Raw genomic sequence first — 22,216 nt, 5'->3', positions numbered from 1 at the left:
ACCGCCGCCTGCCGGGGTGCGGCAGGCGGCGGTCGTGCGTGGGGAGGAGTGTTCAGTCGACGGTCGGCAGGGCTTTCAGGTACGTCAGGACGGCCAGGACCCGGCGGTGACCAATGTCGCTGGGTGGCAGGCCCAGTTTGAGGAAGACGTTGCCGATGTGCTTGCTGACGGACCGTTCCGTCACCACGAGCGTCTCGGCGATGGTCGTGTTGTCGTGCCCCTCGGCCATGAGCTTCAGCACCTCGCGTTCCCGGGGGGTGAGCGAGTCGAGCGGCGAGTTCCGGCGCTTGGTGAGCAGTTCGGTCACCACCTCGGGATCGAGGGCCGTGCCACCGGCCGCCACCCGCTCCAGCGCGTCGAGGAACTCCTCCACCCGGCCCACCCGGTCCTTGAGCAGATAGCCGATTCCGCTGCCGCCACCGCTCAGCAGCTCGGCCGCGTAGGACTCCTCGACGTACTGCGACAGCACCAGCACCGGCAGCCCGGGGATCCGTTCACGGGCGGCGAGGGCGGCACGCAGGCCCTCGTCGCGGAACCCAGGCGGCATGCGCACATCGAGTACGGCCACGTCCGGGCGGTGCTCAAGGAGCGCGGGCAGGATCTCCGGCTCCGCGGCGGCCACGGCCACGACGTCGTGGCCCGACGAAGTGAGCAGCAGCACGAGACCCTCGCGCAACAGGGCATTGTCTTCAGCGATCACCACACGCACGGCAACTCCACGACGATCATGGTAGGTCCCCCCACAGGGCTGGTCACCGTCACCGTGCCGTCCAGTGCGGCGACCCGGCGGCGGATGCCGAGCAGTCCAGTGCCGCCGGCATCTCCCCCAGAGCCGAATGCCTGGGCGGTGCCCCCAGCGCCGCCCAGCCCCTCGTCCTGGACGACGGCCCGCAGGCCGGTGCGCAGACGTTCGAGGCGGACGGTCGCCCGCGGTGAACCGCTGTGTTTGGCGGCGTTGGTCAGGGCCTCGGCGACGGCGAAGTACGCGGCGGACTCGACCGCGGCCGGGGCCCTGGGCCCACCGTCATCCAGTCCGTCCACCCGTACCGTCACATCGAGACCGCTGCCGGCCGCGAGAGCCCGGACGGCACCGACCAGGCCGCGGTCGGACAGGATCGGCGGGTGGATGCCGCGCACCACCTGCCGCAGCTCGGTCAGTGCGGCCTCGGCCTGCTCCTGCGCGTCGTCGAGGAGTCCGCGGGCGACCTCGGGCCGCTGGTCGTAGGCCCGTTTGGCGAGGCCGATCCGCATGGACAGAGCGACCAGGCGGGCCTGCGCGCCGTCGTGCAGGTCCCGCTCGATGCGGCGCAGTTCCGCCTCGTGTGCCGCGATGGCACCCGCCCGGGTCTGGGTCAGCTCCTCGACCCGTGCCGCGAGCAGCGCGTTGGGGGCGGGCCGGAGCAGTGCCGCCGACCACCGTGCGTCCAGGTCGGCCAGCCGCACGATCAGCGGCAGTACGACCGCCTCCCGGCGCAGCAGGCCGCACCAGACGCCGTCGACGACGACACCGACCGCCCACAGTGGCACGGCCAGCAGGCCGAGCCAGCCGTAGACGTAACAAGCGGCCATCCAGCGCAGGTCGACCAGCGTGCCGGGGTCGCGCACCGCGGCCCGCAGGCGCTCGCGCAGGCTGCCGGTGATGGGCCGGTACGCCTCCGGGATCTCCCGGCCGCTCCAGCGGGCGGCCTGCTTGCGCTTGGCGCCGGCGATCCGGCGGATCAGCAGCACGGTCTCGGGCAACAGCCAGGCACCGACCACCACCAGCGTGCCGATCACCGCGATCTGCAGCACGCAGACGAAGAGATACAGCCCGAAGGTCATGGCCACCGACCTGGCCAGCTGCACGGTGGCCAGGGCAGCTCTGGCCGACGTCTTGCACATGCCACTCACCCTAGGCGGCCCTTTCCGGACATACGGGAGAGCAGGCCACCGCCCTCATGGTGGAGCCGGCTACACCATGAGGGTGTTCGTGAGTGGGACTCTGCTCCGGTCACGGCCAGGCGGTGAAGCCCTCGTGCCGGATCGTCCAGCTGCCGTCCCTCGGGAAGCCGGGCACGTCGTCCTCGGCGCCGTCCCAGCCCGCGACCATGAGGGACACGGCGGCGAGGAGGGCGCCGTTGGAGGGAAGGTAGATGGGCAGGAGGCTGCCGAGCTGCGGCGTGTGGCCGGTCGGTGCGTACTGGTTTTTCGGCATGTTCATGAGCAACATGTCGACGGCCAGGTCGGGACGGCCGAGTCGGGTCGCGGTCATCGCCATGACGGGGAAGTCCCAGCCCCAGGCGCTGTTCCAGTCCCAGTCCTCGCGGACGTCGAGAAGAGTCCGCTCCATGGTCGCCGCATCGATGAGCGGGTTCGCAGGGACGACGCCGAGAGCGCACAGCATCGAGGGATGGTCATCGCGCCGGAGGTACGGCTGCGTCGCGATCGCCGTGTAGACACCGTCAGACGTGTGAGGCCGCGCCAAGTGGTCCTGAACGCGTCCCCACTCGTCGTGCCGCGGCAGCCCCAGGCGTTCGCGCCACCGCTGGGCGATCTCCAGGCCCCACCACCAGTAGGCCAGCTCGAACGTGGGGTCCTCCGTGGACTTGGCGTCGTAGAACTCCTGCGCCGGCACGAGCGGGGCGGGCAGGTGGTAGCTGCCGCCGCGGTCCTCGACGAACGAGGCCATGAAGCGGGCAGTCTCCTCGACCAGCTCGGCGAAGCGCTCGACCAGTTCCTCGCGCGATTCTTCGTCACGGCCACGGTGGAGGAGTTCGAGCAGGTAGAGGGGGTGCGGCTGTTGCCAGACGAGCAGGGATCCGATCTCGGACGGGCTCTCGCGGCCGTCCGGCCCGACCTGCTTGGGCCAGCGGGCCCCCTCGTACTGCTGCCGCCGCGCGGTGTCACGTGCCGTGTCGAGGACGGACAGGTACCACTCCAGGCTGCGTTCGAGGAGTTCGGGGCGCCCCCACACGGCGAAGTGCGCGGCGTGCCAGAAATGCATCTCCAAGTGGAACTTGCCGTGCCAGGAGTTGGTGACCAGACCCGTTTCCTGGGGCGGCAGCGTGCCGGAGCAGTTCACCGCGGTCAGGTACTGCGAGAGCACTACCCGGCGTTCCAGCTCCTGCGCCCTCACATCCGTGCTGCCCGAGAGGTCGATCGCCGCGCCCGAGGTCCACAAGGAGCGCCACCACACCTCCGCCGCGGCGCGGATCGAGTCGAATGAGCCCCGTCCGCACTCTCCTGCGTCGCCCGGAGAGAAGCCGGCCACGAGTTCCAGGGTGCCGACGGGGGCCGACAGGACGTACTCGTGCGGTGCACCGGTCGCCACCACCCGGCCGCGCGTCGACCAGTCGAGCCGTATGCCGTACGACGTGTCGTCGAGTGCTCGGTGGAAGGTGCAGGTCCGCTCGTCTAGGACGTCCAGGGTCGTGCGGTGCCGGTCGGGTGCGGTCCAGTCGGAGGTCTGGAAGAAGCCGTCGCTGGCGTAGGGGAAGCGGATGGCGACGGCCGCCCGGCCGTCCGTGAGCAGGTCGGACTCGATGCGGAAGGCGACCCGGGAGTGGTGCGGGTCGGCGACCGTGGTGACCCGCACCTCGTGTCCGGCGTACTCGAAGACGCTGGTGAGCACGCCCGTCCACAGGTCGAGACGCTGTCGGGGGTTCGTGAGCACGGCGGGGTCGGTCTCTGCGGCGGCGTCCGCGCTCGGGCGGAGGAGAAGCCCGATGCTGCCGAGATCGAGACGGTGGGGGTTGCCGTTGAGCCAGGTGCCGGCCCGGTACTCGTCGGCCACCTGACCGCCGAACGCGGCCATCATGTCGAACTTGTCGGGGTACTGGACGGGCCCGCGGGCCGTGTCGTAGGTGGACATCGCGTCGGCGAGCTCGAAGCCCTCGGGGTTGGGCATCGCGTGCCAGCCCCATGTCGACATCGTCGCGGTGTTGACGGCCAGCCGGCCCTCGGACCGGGCGGTGGCCTGGTCGTGGTAGGCGGTGAAGGTCTGCATGCCGGTGATGTCGGCGGTGTAGGCGAAGTCGCCGTTGCCGACCGTCAGGGCGTGCGAAGGGTCGGGGCGGGTCAGTTCGACGGTGTGGCGCCGGACCACGGACTTTCGGTCGATCATCGGTTGTTGCTCCTGTCGCCCTTGCGCGGGGTGTTCCGGTGGGGTTTCACTCGACGCCGATCACTGTCTCGACCGGTTCGCAGCCCGGGGCGGTGGCACGAAGGTGGATCTTGCCGATACCGGTCGGACGGAGAACAGCCAGGGCGCGACCCTGGTAGGTGCGGCGTACGGTCGTGTCGAACCGCTCCTCGGTGGCGGGGGCGGCGCTGCCGAAGCCCTGCAGGACGCCGTCGCCCGTGACTTCCACCGTCACTTCCCGGTCGGCCGAGGTGTGCGGGGTACCGTCCGCGTCCGTCAGGGTGAGGGCGACGTACGCCAGGTCGCCGTGGGCGGGGGTGATGACCGGCCGGTCGGCCTGTGCGCGCAGCTGCACCGGGCCGGTCGCGGACCGCAGGAGGTGGCGGCCGGTCTCGACGCCGCCGCGGTAGGCGATCGCGAGCAGTTCGCCCGGCTCGTAGACGGTGTCGAACTCGGCACGGTACCGGTGCTCCTCACCCACTGGAAGCCGGCCCGCGGAGCGGCCGTTGACGAGCAGTTCGACCTCGTCGGCGGCGCTGTAGACCTCGACGGTGACCGGTTGGCCCTCGTGGCCGGGCCAGGTCCAGCCGGCGACGCTGTCGGTCCAGGCCCACGGCATGCCCGCGAAGGTCTTGCCGTGGTGCTGGGGTCGCTGAACGGCCAGGTAGGGCTGCGTACGCAGGCCGAAGACGATCTCCCGGTAGTAGGAGGCGGGGCGGCGGTGGCCGGTGATGTCGAGGTCGCCGCAGTCGGCCGTCAGGTGGGGGTGGTCCGCCACGTGGGCGGGCTTGGGGTTCTCGGGGGTGAGGTACTGGGGGCGGCCGATGCCGACCTCGCCCAGGTAGTCCCAGCCGGTCCAGGTGAAGTCTCCGATGACATGGTCGTGTTGGCGGACCAGACGCCAGTAGGTGTCGATGCGGGTGGGGAAGGTCTCGGTGCCGAGGATGATCCGGTCCGGGAACAGGTCGCGGTCCAGGGCGTAGCGGCTGTCGGAGTAGTTCATGCCGGCGACGTCCAGCACGCCGTACGACTCTGCCGTGCGGTGGGTGACCAGCTGGGAGGCGCTGATGGCGTTCATCGCCTCGCCCACGTCGGCCATGAGCGTGTTGATACCGGCGCCCTCGCCGGTGGCCCCACCAGTGGCCTCGCCGCTGGCCTCCCGCGCCTTCCGCATGAGGGCGGGGAGTTCGGACATGACGGCCAGCATGTTGTTGACGGCGTTGGTGACGTAGCGGGTGCCGTCCAGCGAACGGACCTTCTCGGCGAGCCTGCGCCCCCACACAGCCCCGACGGCCGTACCGGCCTCGGGGATCTCGTTGCCGATCGAGTACATGATCACGCTGGGGTGGTTGAAATCCTTGGCGACCATGGCCTCGATGTCGCGCTCCCACCACTCCGGGAAGTGCAGGCTGTAGTCGAAGCCGCTCTTGGCGGACGTCCACATGTCGAACGCCTCGTCCACGACGAGCATGCCGACGCGGTCGCAGGCGTCCAGCATCGCCTTGCTCATCGGGTGGTGGGACATGCGGATCGCGTTGAAGCCGGCGTCCTTGAGGAGTTGCACCCGGCGTTCCTCCGCGCGGGCGAAAGTGGCCGCTCCCAGGGGGCCGTTGTCGTGGTGCACGCAGGCGCCGCGCAGCTTGACGGTCTCGCCGTTCACGCGCAGACCGTGCCGTGGATCGAGCCGCAGGGAGCGGATGCCGAAGGTGACAGTCTCGGTGTCCACCTCGGCGCCTGCTTCCCTCAGGGCCACCTCGGCGGTGTGCAGAGCGGGGGAGGCGGTGCTCCACAGCGCCGGATCGCGCACGTACAGGCGCGGCCGGGCGGTCGCGGGCTCGCCCGGCATCACCGTCACCTTCGACGTGGCGGAGGCGAGCACCGTCCCGGCGGCGTCACGGACCTCGGTCACGACATCGACCGTGCGGATCGCGATCGAGTCGTTCTCCACGGTCGTGGCGACCTCGACCACCGCCCGTTCGGCATCGATGTCCGGGGTGGTGACACGGACGCCGTCGGGCGCGATGCGGACCACCTCGCCGGTCAGCATCCAGGTGTCGCGGTAGATGCCCGCGCCGGTGTACCAGCGGGAGTCCTCGTGCGCCCGGGCCTCGACGCGGATCTCGTTGTCCTGGCCGTAGCGCAGGAAACGGTCGGCGTCGACGCGGAAGCGCGAGTACCCGTAGGGGCGTTGGCCGGCGTAGTCGCCGTTGATGTGCACGGTCGCGTCGCGGTAGACGCCCTCGAACTCGATGAGGATCCGCCGGCCACGATGCTCCTCGGGGACGAAGAACGTCTTGCGGTACTCGAAGACGCCGCCGGGGAAGTAGGCCCCGGCGCCGCCCTCCCTGGTGGCCTCGCCGTGCGGCGCGACGCGGTCCTGCCCGATCATCGCGTCGTGGGGGAGTGTCACGTCCGTGTACGGGGCAGCAGGGCCGGACAGTTCGGCGAACGGGTTGACCTTGGGCCGGTACCGCCAGCCGTCGTTGAAGGTAACTCGGATCACGAGGCTTTCTCTCTGTGAGGGGTGAGCCGCTGCTCAAGGGGTTGGGTCGAGGAGCGGGCCGAGGCGCGTGGTGTCCAGGCGGTCGCCGCTCATCGCCACCAGCCGGTTCAGCGGCAGCGACTCGTCGCCGCTCTCCAGCACCCAGCGGCCATGGAGGGGGCTGAGCCGCAGCCGTACGGCGACGTTCTCGCCCTGTCGTTCCACCTCGGTGTGCAGGTCGGAGTAGGCGAAGGTGGTGTAGGACAGGCCGTGCCCGAAGGGGTGGCCGACCTCCATGTCCCTGGCGTCGTAGGAGCGGTAGCCGACGTAGAGGCGCTCGCCGTAGGGGACGACGCCCTCGGCGCCGGAGAAGTCGAGGTAGGAGGGGTTGTCCTCCAGCGGCAGGGGGATCGTCTCGGCCAGTCGGCCGCACGGGTTGGTCCGTCCCGGCAGGAGGTCGGCGATGGCGCCGCCGCCGGCCTGTCCGGTCAGCCATCCTTCGAGGGCGGCCCGGCAGTTGTGCTCCCAGGGGGAGGTCCGGACCACTGGGCCGTCGCCCAGGACGACCACCACGTTGTCGTTGACCTGTGCCACTGCCTCCAGCAGGTCGTGCTGGACGTCCGGCAGGTCGAGGTGCGTGCGGTCGAAGCCCTCCGATTCCTCACCTTCGGGCAGCCCCAGGAACATGACAGACACATCGGCTGCCGTGGCGGCTTCGACCGCTTCGGACAGCAGTGTCTCGTTCTCTTCACCGGTGAGGGTGAAGCCGGGCGAGAACGACAGGGGTAGGTGCTCGCCTGCCCCTGCGTTCAGGGCCTCCCAGGCGTTGTCGACCCGGCCGGGCTCGACCCGGGAGCTGCCGGCCCCCTGGAACCTCGGTGTGCGGGTGAACTCTCCGATCACCGCCACGGTCGCAGGGGCGTCGGGGTCCAGCGGAAGCAGCGCGCCCTCGTTCTGCAGCAGGACCGCCGACTCGGTGGCGGCACGCCTGGCCCTGACGGCCTCGACGAGCCGTGCCGCGCCGGCGCCGTTCGTGGACGGCATCTCCAGGTCCAGGCCCGCGGCGAGGGCGGCCACCGGGTCGGAAACGGCGCCCCGGTCCGACACCACCAGCCCGGCGAAACCCCACTCCTCACGCAGCACCTCGGTCAGCAGCCAGGGATCCTGCGCGGCGTGGACGCCGTTGATCCTTTTGTAGGCGGCCATCACCGTCCACGGCTCGGCGGCGGTCACGACGTGCTCGAAGGCGGCCAAGCAGATTTCGCGCAGGGTGCGCTCGTCGACCTGGGCGCTGACCCGCATGCGCTCGGTCTCCTGGTTGGTGGCGGCGAAGTGCTTGACCGAGGCGCCCACGCCCCTGCTCTGCATGCCGCGCACCAGTGCCGCTCCCAGGCGGCCGCTGAGATGCGGGTCTTCGGAGAGGTACTCGAAGTCGCGCCCGCACAGGGGCGATCGTTTGATGTTGATCCCCGGACCGAGCAGCACCGCCACACCGGCCGCCCGGCTCTCCGCCCCGAGCACCTGCCCGACCTCGGTGAGCAGTTCGGTGTCCCAGGACGACGCGAGAGCCGCCGCCGTGGGGAAGCACGTGGCCGGGAGGCTCGCTTCGAAGCCGAAGTGTTCGGCGGACGGGTCCTGCAGGCGCAGACCGTGTGGGCCGTCGGTCAGCACCATCGAGGAGATGCCGAGACGTTCGACCTCTGTCGTCTCCCACGAGCCCCCGCCGGAGAGCAGCGCGGCCTTCTCCTCCGGAGTGAGGGCGGCAAGGGTGCTGGGAATGTCCATGGCCTTGCCCTCCGTGCGCACTTCACCGGCCGCGCGGTCCTCGCCGTTCTGGCGTCGCTTGCCACCGCGGGCCTCGGTGGTGCTGTCAGTCATGGTCGCGGGCCCCTTCAGCGGACGGACTTGACCCGCAGCGCGACCGCCAGGCCGCCGAGCAGGCTGAAGGCCGCCGCGATGAAGTACAGGAGCGTGTAGTTCTTCTCACCCGCGGTCGTGCCGATCGCCAGGAAGACCGGCGCGACGAGAGGGGCGAGCCCTTGCGGGAGCGAGGTGGAGAAGCCGTAGATGGCGGTGAAGCGGCCGGCGTCGGTCTCCCGCTCGGGCAGCACGTCGAGCATGACCGCCTGGTCCACGGCGGCGAACAGGCCGAGGCCGAGGTTGGCCAGCGCCGCGCCGACGATGATCAGTGGCAGTCCGGGTGCCAGCGCCATGACGACGGCACCGAAGGCGTACACGCAGCCACCGGTCAGCACGAAGACCCGGCGGCGGCGCAGCCGGTCGGACAGGAGACCGCCGCCGACGGCGCCGAGCATCGTGGCCACGACGCCGCCGCCTGCCAGGACCGCGACCGTGCCCGACACTTCCTTGACGGTCATGTCCAACCTGGCGGCCAGGAAGAACGCGGTGAACGTCGTGTTGAAGATGACGCCGAACATGAACAGGAATTTGCCGAGCCAGTTCCAGGCGAAGTCGGGGCAGCGACGCGGATCGAAGACGTAGGTGCGGGCCAGGGCCTTCAGGTCCAGCGTCTCGGCTGTCACGGCCATCCCGCGGCTGTCCGGCTCGCGCATGAGGCAGACGAACAGGATCACGGCCACCGCCCCGAACACCCCCGGGACGAGGAACAGCAGGAGGTTGTTCCCGGTGAGGCCACCCGCCATGAGGACGCCGGCGATGGGCGCGACCTGCTGGACGACGCCGGAGAGCCCCGAGACTTTGCCGCGCTGCGACTCGGGCAGGCGGTCGGCCTGCAGGGCGATCAGGAGCGACACGACCGTTCCCCAGCCCATCTGCGCCAGCACCCATCCGAGACCCAGGACCAGGGTGCCGGGCGCCGCCGCCATCACCAGCAGGGCGACGATGCCGACGACCGTCCCGGCCAGCAGGAACGGACTGCGGCGGCCCAGCCGGCTGCGGGTGCGGTCGCTGAGCATCCCGCACACCGGCGTCGTCAGCAGGGCGGCGAGACCGCCCGCGCCGGTGATGTAACCGAGGTACTCCTCGTGCCCGGGGGCCAACTGCTCGACCCGGATCGCCAGGGAGATCGCGATCGGCGTCACGAACGCGACGTAGACGCCGAAGATCGCCATGACCAGCAGCCAGATGAAGGAGCCCTTCACCTCCGGCAGGTCACCCGAGCCCGCCGCCGCGGCCGGCTCACCGGCGGTCGTGCGGGCGCTGTCGAGGAGTGGTCCGCCGGCCGGCGGCGGTTCAGGGGGAGTGAGCGCCATGGTGACCTCGCCTTCGGGGTGAGCGGTGTGCGTGTGCATGACGGGAGTGACTCACGGCACCGCTAATGCGCGTTACCAATGCGCGTTAGTACTCAACGGCAGGGGCCAGGGAGTGACAAGAGGCGGGGATGTAACGGGCTGGTAACGAAGTGGAGGGCGGCCCGTTCTCGCCGCGGCGGCCGATCCAGGGGGCGTCCGCGGTGTGTCGGTTCGTCAGTCCAGGGTCTGCGTAGGGTTTGTCGTCCCCCTATGTGCGGTTTCCTGGAGGGAGGGGGTCCACGGAGATCCCCTTGTGTTGTGGGTAGATGACACCGGCTCGCGCTCGGAGGCTTCGGCGTCGCGGTCTTCTGCAAGTGGCAGTGAGGCGGAGGGGTGTCTATGGGCACCTGATTGGGCTCCACCACACGGATCGGAATTGGCTCCGCGGCGTAAGAAGTTGATCTGGCTCCACCCGGCGGTCAGGGAGGCCGTGAATAGCTCGGCGGGTGGACTATGCGGTCGATGAGACCGACGGGCGGTTGAGGAGTATCAGGGCCAAGCTGGGCTGCCGGGCTGCCGGGCTGCCGGGCTGCCGGGCTGCCGGGTGGCCGGGTGGCCGGACGGCGGAATCCTGGCCGTCATGGGCGGCGTCGATCCCGCGAGGCTGTTCGCGTGGGCCGGTGCCACGGCCAGCTGGCCCATGCGTACCGACCCCCGGGGGCAGCCGGGGCCGCGACGACTACTTTGCGCGGGACTACGCACGCAACATCGGCGCCGAGATCATGGGCCGCAACAAGTTCGGGCCCCAGCGCGGGCCCTGGCAGGACCATGAGTGGTGCGGCTGGTGGGGTGACAAGCCCCCGTTCCGCACTCCGGTGTTCGTCACTCCGGTGTTCGTCATGACCCACCACAAGCGTCCTTCGTTCAGGCTCTCCGACACCACGTTCCACTTCGCCGCCGGCGACCCGGCCACGGTCCTTGAGCAGGCGCGAGAGGCGGCTCAGGGCGAGGACGTCCGACTCGGCGGCGGGGTCACCACCATCCGGCAGTTCCTCGACGCCGACCTCGTCGACGCCGTGCATGTGGCGGTCTCACCGGTGAAGCTCGGCTCCGGACTGAGGCAGGCCGGCGCAGAGGCTGTCCAGGCCGTCGAGATCGGACAGGGCCCGCTGCCGGTCTCTTTGGCCGCCATGGTCAACATCAACGCCCTCGCCTGTGACCTGCGCGAGACGGTCGACCAGCGCGTGCGCGATTACGAGTGTATGGGCGGGTGGGATATGCGCGGCATCGGAAGCCGCCGCGATCTCGCGCAGCCAGTCGGCCTGCGGTGCGGACACTGCGTATTTCACCACTCCAGCACCACCCGACGGGTCGCCAACATAGGGGAAGGGGCATCGATCGAGGCGCGTCGGGACCTCGTACGAGGGGCAATTACTGAACCTGCCCACGAGCGCCGGTGTGCTGAGGAGTGCGGGGGAACGCGGTGCTGACGGTGGGGTGAGGCGCCCTTATGGGACCGGCCCTTCACCCGGCTCCTCCTGATAGCTGTAGCGCTGCTCGCGCCGGACCTCGCCGATGTTGTGGTAGCCGCGCTCCTCCCAGAACCCCCGGCGGTCACGCGTCATGTACTCGATGCCCCGGGCCCACTTGGGGCCCTTCCAGCCGTACAGCGGAGGTACCACCAGCCGGACCGGGAATCCGTGCTCCGGTGTCATGACGTGGGTGACGTCCGGCGCGGGAGGGGCGAGCGCCAGCAGGGTCGCCACCCGCGGCGCCGGGTGGGCCGCCGGCCGTGCCGCCGGCGCTGCCGTTTCTTGATGCCAGATCGGCACCACCACCGTCTCCCTGCGCCGGGCGACGCCCTCCAGATCCTCCGGTTCGTCCTCGAGTTGGCCGTGTTGGACAGCGGTGGTCGCGGTGATCAAGCTGAGCGTGGTCCTGGCTGGGGAGCGGAGCCCTGGCGTACGGAGGCGGCATCTGCCGGAACCGTATGAACCGTTCGTCGAGTACCGAGCCGTACAACAGTCGTCGATATGTCGTGTGAGTACGACTACTTCGACACCGTGAAGTAGTCGGCCGGATCAAGGGCATTGAGCGCGATCCATCGCTGCGGTAATGCCGGGGTGGATACTCGAGTGCTATCCGATGTGACGCGGAAGAAGTCCTGGACATCGAGCGCGATTCGAGGATCGTCATCGACACGTCGTGCCATTTCGTAATAGACGGCCAGCACGTGGATACAACGCCCGGTGCCATCCGAGCAGGAGCAGTCGACGTCTGCGAGTATCGGTGCGGGCGGGTGGCCCGCCTCGGTGATCGCGCGGTGCACCTCATCGGTGAGGATGGGCCGAGCACCGTACAACTGGCCGGTGATCCCCACGATCGTCTCCCGGGACATCGGCGCCACCTCGATGCAGGCCACCGATGTGTTGCGGCCACGCTGGACAACGCCGCGCACGATGCGGCCGTCGATCGTGACCTGCACTCCTTCCGCGCGCGCCAGCTTGCGGGCGCGCGGCAACAGCGGGTCGGGTCGGGTCTGGCGTAACGGCTGGGCGAGCCGAACCCAGTCCCGCCCCCACGCCGTGCATCCGAAGTCGTCGTCGGCCATATCAACTGGCTCGCTTCCGGCGCAGGGTCGCAATGAGGCGGTCGTCATCCAATCGAGCCAATTCGGTGACGCCGGACATATCGGTGATATCGGATAGCGCGGATTTGCGTGAATGCATGGCCGCGATGTGCTCCTCAACGGTGGTATTGGTGGTCAGGGTGGTGACGGTCACGGTGCGGGTTTGACCGATCCGATGGACTCGATCGGAGGCCTGCGCTTCCACGGCCGGGTTCCACCATCGGTCGAAGTGAATGACGTCGGCTGCGCGGGTGAGGGTGAGCCCGGTGCCCCCGGCTTTCAGGCTGAGCACCAGCACTTTCGGACCATGGTCGGTCTGGAAGCGGCGGACGATGTCGGCCCGCTGTTTCTGGTTCAAGCCGCCGTGGAAGAACGGGACAGACACACGGAACTGCTCGCCGAAATGCCGCACGAGCAGCTCACCGGTCTTCCGGTATTGGGTGAAAACCAGTGTCGGCGAATCGGTTTCGAGGTTATTGGCCACAATGTCGGTGCACAGGTCGAGCTTTCCCGACCTCCCCGATAGTTCGTCGGAGTCGTCGGAGTCGTCGGTGACCAGTCTCGGGTGGTTGCAGACCTGCTTGAGCGCGGTCAAAGCCGCCAGCACCCGGGCCTGGCGCTGTGCGCCGCTGCCGAAGCCGTCGTTGATCGCCTGCTCCAGCACTTGGTCGTACAGTCGCTGCTGTTCTACGGTGAGGTCGCAGATCAGGTTGGCGTGGATCTTGGGCGGGAGTGATCCCGCGACCTGGGACTTCTTCCGCATCAACACAACTGGGTCGATCGCCCCGCGCAGTCGGGTAGCGGCGGCGAGGGAACCGTCCGCGATCGGCCGGATAAAGCGACGACGGAACTGCGCCTTATGGCCGAACAGCTGCGGTGCGACCAGATTGAGCAGTGACCAGAGTTCCTCAAGGTGATTCTCGACGGGCGTTCCGGTCAACGCGATTCTCGCGTCGGCCGCTATGGTCCGCGCGGCCTTCGATACTTGTGTGCGGGGGTTCTTCAGCGCCTGCGCCTCGTCGAAAACCGCAGTGGCCCAATGGTGCTCCATCAGGACTGGGCTATGTATGCGTAGCGTCGGATAGCCGGTGAGTAATACCGTCCTGTCATCCATCGCCTCCAGCGGCCCGCCACGCCAGATCATCGTCCGTAGATCAGGTGCAAACCGCGCGATCTCGTGTGCCCAGTTCCCGACCAGCGACGTGGGACATACCACCACCTGTGGCCCCTCGTCGGCGCGCCCGACGAGATAGCCGATTGCCTGCAGCGTCTTACCGAGTCCCATCTCGTCGGCAAGTACCGCTCCGCCGTGTGCGTCGACAGCCTCGCGCAGCCAGCTCACACCGCGGACCTGATACGGCCGCAGCTCGGCGGCCAGTGCTGTGCGCAGTTCGGCCGCAACAGCACTGGTGTGACGAAAGACGGCCACGGCATGCTCCGCCGATGTCACGGCGACACCAGTGGCATCGGGAACGGCATGCCCGGCGATCGGGAGGGCCGCATCGCCGCCCGCAATCCGCGCCCGCCAAGCCTCGACCGACGGACCGGGCGAGTCGAGGAGCGCGCCAGCGAGCTTGTCCGGCTCGATCAGCGCGCAGTCGACGTCGGACACCTCGAACTTGGAAAGGTCCGGCGTCGGGACAACCAAGGCAACCGTCTGGACGTCACCAACGGGCGGGGCGGCTCCCACCGCGCGGCAGGACCACGTCCATAGGGCGAACATATGGCGGTCGAGGAGGTACGTGGCTTGGCCCCCATATGCGGGTTGGCTATCGGTGGTCACCGAGGGGTAGCCGCGAGGGGCGACGACGTATTTGCCGCCGGGCTTCGGCAACATTGGAGGCGCGGTCATGAACACCTTCGGATATCGATCGGCGGGACCTGAACGACTGGACCATAAGTAAACTCCACCACGCCGTCAAGCTTAGAATTTTCTTGCCAAGACTGTTGCGGCCGAGCGGAATATATGCCCTCTGGTGGATTTGTGGACTGAGTAATTTTGTGCCCTCTGGCGAGTGGATCGGTCCCGCGCTTTCCATCGCGGAATGCGCTCGATCGTGCGGATTCCGCGAGGAGGCGCTCACGGGAAGACCAGGTGCGATCTTGATGGAAAGGCTCGTGGTTCAGCCTTCCGGGTTCTAGTTGCTCTCGCAGCCGATGCCGTCACCGTCGCGGTCGAGACGGTGGGGGTCGCCGGGGCCGACCAGGACAGGTCCGTCAAGGTCGGAGCAGTCCAGGTCGGGTGGAGGCGCTGGGAGATAGGAGTCCTGCGGAGCGGTCGGCTCCGGAACGGCGGGGGGTGCCGGAGTCGCTGTCTCCTGGTCGCAGGCGGTCCACAGCCCTGCGCCAGTGCCCTCGGCTTCACTGCCGGCCTGGGAGATCGTCTGCCAGTACTTGTCGTTGGGCTGGTAGAGAACAGCCTCGGCATGCCCCGTACTCACCAGGGAGTGGTTCACGAACTCCTCTTGGTCGTTCCAGACGTACAGCAGGTAGCGGTCGTACGGGTCTTTGAGGTCCTTGTCGCGTTCGACGCGCACGCTGGAGCCGACGGGCAGTAGTTCCGCGATACGCGCTGTCGATTCATCGCTGTAGCACGTCCCGACCTCGGGAGCGTCGATTTGCAGGAGGCGCACTGTGGAGGTCTGGCCCGCTGGGAGGATTTCGCCGTCGCCGCGGACTTCGATGGTGTCACCGTCGACAATGCGATCGACCACGTTGCCCGAGGTGATCGGACTGTCCGTGGGTGGAGGGGTGTCGCCTGGGACTGGAGGAGTGTCGCTCGGGGTCTCTGTCTCGATTTCTTCCCTGTCCGTCCCTTCCCCCTGCGGGGCTGGTTCGTTCGGCGGAGAGGTCTCCTCGGGGGCCTCGCTGACCGGAGGCGGCTTGGCGTCTCCACCGCCTCCGCCGGAAGACCCGATTGCTGCGGCAATGATGATGAGGATGAGTGCCGCGCCGATCCAAAAGAGGATCTTGGTGAAGCGATGCATTTTCTTTGGTGCGGAAGAGGCGGCCTCGCCCCACTGAGGCGCCTGCGGGTCCTGAGGCATGGAAGTGTCCTTAAGTGAAGCGCATAAGCGTTATTAACGCTAGATTCGCTTGAATTAAGACACAAGGTGCATTTTTTGATCGCCCTTTCTTGAAGGAGGCAAGAGGCGGTCTTGAAGGGGATGCGTGTGGCGAGCATGTGCAGAGCAACGTGCCGGCTTTCAGACCACCCAGCGCAACGCGACACCTCCAACCGGACGGGCACAAGGTCGTGAAGGCGACCGTGGTCCACCCGGGCATGCGCGCTGGGCATGGGGGCCCGCAACCGGGATGATGAGCGAGCCGGATTCGCCGATCCCGCAAGGAGAGTGGCAGCTGATGCGAGCGTGTGTTGTCGGGGCCGGCCCCGGGGGAATCGTCACCGCCAAGGTGCTGCTGGAGAACGGCTTCGACGTCACGGTCCTCGACAAGTACCGGCAGGTCGGCGGGATCTGGGCATCGGGAGGCTGCTACGACGGGCTGGCCAACCAGTCCGCGCTCCGCATCTTCGAGTTCGCGGACCTGCCCAACCGCCTGCACTTCGCCGGCGCGGCGGACACGCAACGCTACCTGGAGAACTACGCCCAGGCCTTCGGTGTGTTGGACCGGGTACGACTCGGCACCGAGGTGGTCTCCGTCCGGCCGGTGGACGGGCCTGGGCGGGTCGGCGCCGCCGGCTGGTTGGTCGACTCCCGGCCCACTGGGGAGGAGACGGCGGAGGTTCATCGCGAGGCGTTCGACTACGTCGTGGTCGCCAGTGGGGCTCATCATCACGTCCAGGTACCCGAGTTACCCGGGCGCGAGTTGTTCCGTGGGACCGTGCTGCACTCCAACGAGGTGCGGGCCGGCACGTTCGCCGGCCGACGGGTGGTCGTCGTGGGCGGCGGCAAGTCCGCACTGGACCTGGTCACCCGCGCCGCACACGAGGCGACCTCGGCCACCCTCGTGCAGCGCAAGGTGAACTGGATGGTCCCCGAGCGGTTCCTGCTCGGTCTGGTCGGCTACAAGTGGATCCTGTTCACCCGGCTCGGTGAGGCGCTCCTGCCCCGCTACCACGATCCGGCCTGCGTCCGTCCGATCGACCGCATCGACGACCGGGTCAAGCGAGCCCTGTGGTGGCTCATCACCCGCGACATGCTGCTGTCCACCGGGCTGTACCGGCTGCCGAGGGAACTGCGGCCCGCTCACGCGCTCCCCTTCCATCTGGCCCACGCGGGAGTGATGCCACGCGGCTACGTGCGGGCCGTCCGCCGCGGTCTGATCGCCCCCAAGGTCAGCGCTGTCGAGGCGTATACCGACAAGGGGCTGCGACTGGCGACCGGTGAGCAAGTGGCGGCGGATGTCCTCGTGTTCGCCACGGGGCACCACAAAGTCTTTCCGTTCCTGGATCCGAGCGTGCGCGTGCACGATTCCGCCGGGCGGCTACGGCTCTACCGAGGCATCGTGCCACCTGGCGCCGACCGGCTGGGGTTCGTCGGTTTCCGGCAGGTCTTCAACAACATCATGGGCGTGGAACTCACCGCGCATTGGCTGACCGGTTACTTCCGGGCGGCGCTGCGCACCACCCCGAGCGAGCAGGAGATGCGGGAGGCCGTCGACGCTCGCCTGGCCTGGCAGGAGCAGGTGCTGCCGGGCTCCGGTGGCTACGATTTCGGCCCCTACGACATCCACTGCGCGGACGAACTCCTGCACGACATGGGATTGCCGTCCCGACGCGTCGGCAACCTGCTGGCCGAATACCTGCTTCCCGGCGGGGTCGCACACCGCTACGCGGGCCTGACTCGATCGAGTTCGGCGAAATGAATGCGCCTGTGCGGGCCACACCGCGAAAACCAACCCGCATCCAGGCCGGTCGGCGGTCGGCGGTCGGCGGTCGGCGAGAGGAGAGGCCCCGCGCCGTCTGCCGACCGCGGTGTCACCGCGGCTCGGTCACCTCGTCCGGTCCGCTGTAGAGCCTGTGCGGGAGGGCGTGTCAGGCGGCGTCACCCGCACGTTCGTTGACGTACCTCTCGATGTTGGTGTAGCCGCTCGCGTGGGTGTCGTCGGCGTCGGACGCGTCGTCGGGGTCGAGGCCTCGCGCGCGCTCCCAGGTGTCCGGCATGCCGTCGCGGTCGGTGTCCGGGGGTGGGGTGCCGCCGCGGAGGGTGCCGAACCCGCCGACGCTCTGTGGGTCGCTGATGATGGCTCCGGTCTGGCGGGTCACGTCGTTCACCAGGCGGGTGTCGATGGCGTCGCGGGTACGTGAGGCGCCGGCCTCGGAGAGCACGGTGGCGTACGCCTGTTGGGCCGTCTCCACGGTGATCGGCGGGAACGCGAAGGGCTTGTCCTCGACGGTGGCGGGGCCGAGGTCGGCTGCCGTGGTCTCCCGGCCGTCCAGGCGGCCGTCGACGTCGGGGTCGTAGAAGTTGCCGGCCGCGTGGATGTGGTAGTTGGCGTTGGCGCGGGAGTACGGGCCGCCGCTGGACGAGGGGCCCTTGACGAAGTAGTTCCCCATCGAGTTGGCGTTGCTGATGCCCGCCGAGTCACCCAGGATGTAGGCGTCCGACCCCCAGTTGTAGACCACGTTGTTGACGTGCTGGAGTCGCCCCTTCGACTTGGGGTTGCGGGTCTTGTTGTGGATGTACAGGTTGCGGCTGAGCGTCACTCCGTCGCTCTGCACGAGGCCGCCGCAGGAGTGCGGTGACAGGCCCTCGGCGATGATCGAGTACTGCACGGTGATGCCGGTGCTCGAGTTGATGGAGAACGTCTCGTCACGGCCCCACGAGGTGGAGACGTGATCGAAGATCATGTTGCTGCCCTTGTCGATACCGACGGCGTCGCGGTTCTGGTTGGGCGTCAGGCCGTGGCGGAACCGCATGTAGCGGACGATGACGTTGTCGGAGTTCGAGAAGGAGACCTGGTATCCCCGGGTGGCCACCCCGTCGCCCGGAGCGGTCTGCCCGGCGATGGTGATGTCGCTCGCGACGTGGAGCGGCGACTTGAGCGTGATGTAGCCCCCGACGTCGAAGACGACGATACGGGGACCGCGGCTCACCGCGTCACGGAAGGAGCCGGAACCGGAGTCGTCGAGGTTGGTGACGTGATACACCTCGCCGCCCCGCCCCCCGGTCGCCCGCGCCCCGAACCCCTCCGCCCCGGGAAACGCGGCAGGCGCGGCGGCCGCACCACCCGCCGCGACCGCCTCCGCGGCGCCCCCGGCCGCACTCGGCGTCAGCGGACCCGACACGGCGACGAGGGCGACCATCGCCAGGGTGTTCCTCCACGTGCGTGACATGAGGCCTCTTCCTGCCGGTTGCCGGTTGCCGGTTGCCGGAGGCCGGCTTCCCGGCTCCAGGCTCGGTTGTCCCGGCCTGTTGTCGCAGCCGGCGACCGGAAGGGTTGCCGCGACGGACCCTGGAGGCGCGGGAGTTCAGCGGGCCGCCCGGACGGGGCCCGCGCGCAGGGGCGCGTCGGTGCGGGCCGCGATGTCCTCGGCGGTGACGCCGGGGGCCGTCTCGACCAGGGTGAGGCCGTCCTCGGTGACGTCGAGGACACCGAGGTCGGTGATGATCCGGTGGACGCACCGCTCCCCGGTGAGCGGCAGGGTGCACTCCTTGACGATCTTCGGGGTGCCGTCCTTCGCGGAGTGCTCCATGAGGACGATGACCCGACGCGCGCCGTGCACGAGGTCCATGGCGCCGCCCATGCCCTTGATCATCTTGCCGGGGATCGTCCAGTTGGCGAGGTCGCCGTGCTCGGAGACCTGCATGGCGCCGAGGACGGCGATGTCGATGTGGCCGCCGCGGATCATGCCGAAGGACAGAGCGGAGTCGAAGAAGGAGGCGCCGGGCAGCACGGTGACCGTCTCCTTGCCCGCGTTGATCAGGTCCGCGTCGACCTCGTCCTCGTGCGGATACGGTCCGGTGCCCAGGATGCCGTTCTCGGAGTGCAGCACCACGTGCACACCGGGCGGCAGATGCCCGGGGATGAGCGTGGGCAGGCCGATGCCGAGGTTGACGTAGGAGCCGTCGGTGAGTTCGGCGGCGGCGCGGGCGGCCATCTGGTCCCGGCTCCAGCCGGTCGGGGTGGTCATGCGCGTACGGTCCCTCGTGTCGAAGACGCGGAAGAAGCTGCGGAAGGAGCTGCGGAAGAAGCTGCGGAAGAAGACGCGGAAGAAGACGCGGAAACGGAAAGGCGTTCGATGTGCTTGTCCGCGGCCTGTTCGCCGGTCAGCTCCACCACCCGCTGGACGAACACACCCGGAAGATGCACCGCGTCGGGGTCCAACTCGCCCGGTTCGACGAGTGTTTCGACCTCGGCGACCGTGATCCGCCCGGCCATCGCCGCGAGCGGGTTGAAGTTGGCCGACGCCTTGCGGAAGACCAGGTTGCCGTGCCGGTCACCGCGCCAGGCCCGTACCAGGGCGAAGTCGGTGGTGACACCGTGTTCCAGGACGTGGGTACGGCCGTCGAAGTCGCGGGTCTCCTTGGGCGGCGACGCGAGCGCGACGCTGCCGTCGGGGGCGTACCGCCAGGGCAGGCCGCCGCGGGCGACCTGGGTGCCGACGCCGGCGGGCGTGTAGAAGGCGGGGATGCCCGCGCCGCCCGCCCGCAGCCGTTCCGCCAGTGTGCCCTGCGGGACCAGCTCCACCTCCAGTTCCCCGGACAGGTACTGGCGGGCGAACTCCTTGTTCTCGCCCACGTAGGAGCCGGTGACACGGGCGATGCGGTGCGCGGCCAGCAGGACGCCCAGCCCCTTCCCGTCCACTCCGCAGTTGTTCGACACGACCTTCAGGCCGGTGGCGCCCTGGTCGTACAGGGCCTCGATGAGCGCGGCCGGAATGCCGCTGAGACCGAAGCCGCCGACGGCGAGTGACGCGCCGTCGGGGATGTCGGCGACCGCCTCGGCGGCGCTCGCGCAGACCTTGTCCATGACAGGAGGTCCCTTTCTTTCTTCTGTTGCCGCGCCGGCTCAGACGTCCGAGCGCAGGGCGTCCGGGCGCAGGGCGTCCGAGATCGCCTTCACACCGCCGTGGGCGGTGAGGCCGCCGTCGACGGGGATCTCGGCACCCGTGAGGAAGGACGCCTCGTCGGAGAGGAGGAAGACGACCAGCGGGGTGATCTCGTCCACCGTGCCGGTACGGCCGAGCGGCGTCTCGCGCACGTTCGCCTCGCGGAAGGCCGGCGGGGCGGACGCGGTCATCTCGGTCTCGATGAAGCCGGGGTGCACGGTGTTGACGCGGATGCCGCGCGGGCCGAGCTCCAGCGCGGCGGTCTTCGACAGGCCCCGCAGCGCCCACTTGCTCGCGGTGTACGCCACCGGGTAGTGGGCGGTGAGCGCGGCGGACGAGCCGACGTTGACGACCGCGGAGCCGGGCGGCATCAGCGGGGCCAGATGTTGGATACCGAGCAGCGGCCCGGTGACGTTGACGGCGTGCACACGGGCGAAGTCCTCCGGGCGGACCTCGCCGAGGCGGGCCCGCCAGGTGATGCCGGCGTTGTTCACCAGGCCGTGGACCCGGCCGTACGACTCCCGCAGCTCGGCGGCGAGTTCGGCCCACTGCTCGTCGCTGGTGACGTCGAGCCGGCGGCAGCCGTCCGCCGGTTCGATGTCGGTGGCGATGACGCGGGCGCCCTCCCGGGTCAGTGCCTCGGCCTCGGCCGCGCCCTGGCCACGGGCCGCTCCCGTGACCACGACGACCTTGCCGAGCAGCCGCTTGGGGCGCAGGTCGGTCACGGCCGCTCCCGGGAGCGGCGCCGGCCCGACGGCAACGGCACCGGATCCGCCCCGGCGACCACGGTGTTGGAGACCGTGCCGATGCCCTCGACGGTGAGGGTGACGGTGTCACCGGGCTTCAGCGGCGGCGGGTCCTGGGTGCCGCGTACGCCCCACAGCTCGGCGAGGCAGCCGCCGTTGCCGCAGGTGCCGGAGCCGAGGACGTCCCCGGGGCGCACCCAGGTGCCGCGCGAGGCGTAGGCGACCATCTCCTCGAAGGTCCAGCTCATGTTGGACAGCAGGTCCTTGCCCACCACCTCGCCGTTGACCTCGGCGGTCAGGGCGAGACGCAGGAAGCCGTCGGCGTCGCGGTACTTCGCCAGCTCGTCGGCGGTCACCAGGAAGGGGCCGAGAGTGGTGGCGGTGTCCTTGCCCTTGCAGGGGCCGAGACCGACCTTCATCTCGGCGGACTGAAGGTCGCGGGCGGACCAGTCGTTGAAGATCGTGTAGCCGACGATGTGGTCACGGGCCTCCTCCGGGGTGAGGTCGCGGCCCTCGCGGCCGATGACGGCGGCGACCTCGAGTTCGAAGTCCAGCACGGCCGACCCCGGTGGCACGGGGATGTCGTCGTACGGGCCGTGTATCGCGTAGGGGTTGGTGAAGTAGAACGTCGGCGCCGCGTACCACCGCTGCGGCACCCCCGCCGCCCCGTCCACGGAGCGCCGTACGCCTTCGACATGCTCCTCGAAGGTGACGAAGTCCCGGACGGTGGGCGGCTGGAGCGGCGGCAGCAGCCGCACCTCGGATACGTGCGGGCCGGCGGGGACGTCGAGTGTGGCGGCGCCCGCTTCGAGCAGTGCGGACAGGCCGCCGGCGCCGTCGGCGAGCAGGTCGGTCAGGGAGCGGGCACCGGGCACGGGGCGGAGCGTGCCGTCCTCGTCGACGACGGCCACATGGTGTCGGTCGCGGTGTTCGTACGTGGCGAAGCGCATGTCAGGGGTCCGTCCTGTCGGCGGGCGGGTACGTCGGCCCGGGGGCGCGGCGGGCAGTCAGGG

General features: G+C 69.4%; 16 protein-coding genes and 1 pseudogene. 2 read left to right on the top strand and 15 right to left on the bottom strand.

The annotated features are described in order from the left end of the window. Positions 1–52: 52 nt before the first annotated feature. The 6 genes from ABZ078_RS13825 to ABZ078_RS13800 all read right to left on the bottom strand — a co-directional run bounded on the left by ABZ078_RS13825 (position 53) and on the right by ABZ078_RS13800 (position 9,874). Entirely contained in the window at positions 53–709 is a 657-nt protein-coding gene (locus tag ABZ078_RS13825; protein ID WP_356574865.1) for a response regulator transcription factor, read from the bottom strand. Next, positions 697–1,881 carry a histidine kinase gene (locus tag ABZ078_RS13820; RefSeq protein ID WP_356574863.1) on the bottom strand — a complete coding sequence of 395 codons (1,185 nt, stop codon included), beginning with the start codon at positions 1,879–1,881 and terminating at the stop codon, positions 697–699. The genes ABZ078_RS13825 and ABZ078_RS13820 overlap by 13 nt, the downstream gene beginning before the upstream one ends. Before the next feature lie 109 nt (positions 1,882–1,990). Further along, on the bottom strand, positions 1,991–4,102 hold the full coding sequence (locus ABZ078_RS13815; RefSeq protein WP_356574861.1) for a hypothetical protein: 2,112 nt from the start codon (positions 4,100–4,102) through the stop codon (positions 1,991–1,993). A 46-nt stretch (positions 4,103–4,148) separates the two neighbouring features. Continuing rightward, the gene (locus tag ABZ078_RS13810; RefSeq protein WP_356574860.1) at positions 4,149–6,623 is read right to left on the bottom strand and encodes a glycoside hydrolase family 2 TIM barrel-domain containing protein; all 2,475 of its coding nucleotides are present in this window, start codon (positions 6,621–6,623) and stop codon (positions 4,149–4,151) included. A gap of 33 nt (positions 6,624–6,656) precedes the next feature. Further along, entirely contained in the window at positions 6,657–8,480 is a 1,824-nt protein-coding gene (locus ABZ078_RS13805; RefSeq protein WP_356574858.1) for a glycoside hydrolase family 3 C-terminal domain-containing protein, read from the bottom strand. A 14-nt stretch (positions 8,481–8,494) separates the two neighbouring features. Continuing rightward, positions 8,495–9,874 (bottom strand): MFS transporter, encoded by a 1,380-nt coding sequence (locus ABZ078_RS13800; protein WP_356574857.1) that lies wholly within the window; start codon positions 9,872–9,874, stop codon positions 8,495–8,497. A gap of 589 nt (positions 9,875–10,463) precedes the next feature. Here ABZ078_RS13800 and ABZ078_RS13795 point away from each other — a divergent pair. Continuing rightward, positions 10,464–10,935: pseudogene (locus ABZ078_RS13795) on the top strand (dihydrofolate reductase family protein); the annotation flags it as partial. Positions 10,936–11,322: 387 nt separating this feature from the next. Here the strand turns inward: ABZ078_RS13795 and ABZ078_RS13790 are convergent. From ABZ078_RS13790 to ABZ078_RS13775, 4 genes are all read right to left on the bottom strand, one after another. Further along, positions 11,323–11,739, bottom strand: a complete 417-nt coding sequence (locus ABZ078_RS13790; protein WP_356574855.1) for a molybdopterin-dependent oxidoreductase — start codon at positions 11,737–11,739, stop codon at positions 11,323–11,325. 125 nt (positions 11,740–11,864) lie between these two features. Continuing rightward, on the bottom strand, positions 11,865–12,425 hold the full coding sequence (locus tag ABZ078_RS13785) for a hypothetical protein (RefSeq protein WP_356574853.1): 561 nt from the start codon (positions 12,423–12,425) through the stop codon (positions 11,865–11,867). A 1-nt stretch (position 12,426) separates the two neighbouring features. After that, positions 12,427–14,295, bottom strand: coding sequence for a DEAD/DEAH box helicase (locus tag ABZ078_RS13780; RefSeq protein ID WP_356574851.1), 1,869 nt, complete (start codon positions 14,293–14,295; stop codon positions 12,427–12,429). 286 nt (positions 14,296–14,581) lie between these two features. Next, positions 14,582–15,490: a thermonuclease family protein gene (locus ABZ078_RS13775; protein WP_356574850.1), complete on the bottom strand. Its 909-nt coding sequence runs from the start codon at positions 15,488–15,490 to the stop codon at positions 14,582–14,584. Between the two features lie 316 nt (positions 15,491–15,806). Between ABZ078_RS13775 and ABZ078_RS13770 the strand changes: the two genes are divergently transcribed. Then, complete coding sequence (locus ABZ078_RS13770) at positions 15,807–17,270, top strand: FAD-dependent oxidoreductase (RefSeq protein ID WP_356574848.1); 1,464 nt, start codon at positions 15,807–15,809, stop codon at positions 17,268–17,270. A gap of 169 nt (positions 17,271–17,439) precedes the next feature. Here ABZ078_RS13770 and ABZ078_RS13765 read toward each other — a convergent pair whose 3' ends face one another. From ABZ078_RS13765 to ABZ078_RS13745, 5 genes are all read right to left on the bottom strand, one after another. Beyond that, a complete protein-coding gene (locus ABZ078_RS13765; protein ID WP_356574846.1) occupies positions 17,440–18,741 on the bottom strand; it encodes a hypothetical protein in 1,302 nt (433 codons plus the stop codon). 135 nt (positions 18,742–18,876) lie between these two features. Beyond that, positions 18,877–19,539, bottom strand: a complete 663-nt coding sequence (locus tag ABZ078_RS13760) for a CoA transferase subunit B (protein ID WP_356574844.1) — start codon at positions 19,537–19,539, stop codon at positions 18,877–18,879. After that, entirely contained in the window at positions 19,536–20,378 is an 843-nt protein-coding gene (locus ABZ078_RS13755; protein WP_356574843.1) for a CoA transferase subunit A, read from the bottom strand. The genes ABZ078_RS13760 and ABZ078_RS13755 overlap by 4 nt, the downstream gene beginning before the upstream one ends. 39 nt (positions 20,379–20,417) lie before the next feature. Next, positions 20,418–21,182: an SDR family oxidoreductase gene (locus ABZ078_RS13750; RefSeq protein ID WP_356574841.1), complete on the bottom strand. Its 765-nt coding sequence runs from the start codon at positions 21,180–21,182 to the stop codon at positions 20,418–20,420. Next, positions 21,179–22,153: a fumarylacetoacetate hydrolase family protein gene (locus ABZ078_RS13745; protein ID WP_356574839.1), complete on the bottom strand. Its 975-nt coding sequence runs from the start codon at positions 22,151–22,153 to the stop codon at positions 21,179–21,181. Before ABZ078_RS13745 ends, ABZ078_RS13750 begins: the two co-directional genes overlap by 4 nt. Between the last annotated feature and the right edge of the window lie 63 nt (positions 22,154–22,216).

It is taken from the genome of Streptomyces sp. NPDC006385, assembly GCF_040612485.1.
Lineage (GTDB): Bacteria > Actinomycetota > Actinomycetes > Streptomycetales > Streptomycetaceae > Streptomyces.
This window is presented reverse-complemented; position numbering and strand designations above follow the sequence as displayed.